Origin of the sequence: Mesorhizobium sp. M8A.F.Ca.ET.218.01.1.1 (assembly GCF_004791165.1) — a bacterium.
Taxonomy (GTDB): Bacteria; Pseudomonadota; Alphaproteobacteria; order Rhizobiales; family Rhizobiaceae; genus Mesorhizobium.
Genome location: NZ_SRUZ01000138.1, coordinates 1 through 322, shown reverse-complemented (window position 1 = coordinate 322; position 322 = coordinate 1). Strand labels below are relative to the sequence as shown.

The window sequence follows — 322 nt, the reverse complement described above, 5'->3', positions numbered from 1 at the left end:
GGGACGGCAAACAATCGCTGCATGAAATGGCGGAGACGCTCGGGTGGTCTGATGCGAAGGGCAAGCCGCACAAGGCCCGCGCGGGGCGCGCAACGCATAAGCTCAAGGCGGCAAAGCTGGCCGAGTACAAAGAGCGCGTCGGCTGGAACCTGACAAAGGCAGGACTGGAGGCCGCCGTAGCGGTGCGTAGCGATCGTTTCAGAGAGAAGCAGGTGTCCGCGTTCGTCCGGAGAAACGCTGGTGACTACGATGAAAACTAGCCGTTCGCAAGCCGTTCTAGGGCGCGAACGAACCGATCGGTTCGATGTGAATTTTTCGGTCC

Annotated in this window: 1 protein-coding gene; it reads left to right on the top strand. The window is 60.6% G+C overall.

Annotated elements, in window-relative coordinates; genetic code table 11:
• The coding region (locus tag EN861_RS35730; RefSeq protein WP_189343830.1) for a hypothetical protein at nt 1-260 on the top strand (260 nt) is incomplete at its 5' end.
• Nucleotides 261-322: the final 62 nt, after the last annotated feature.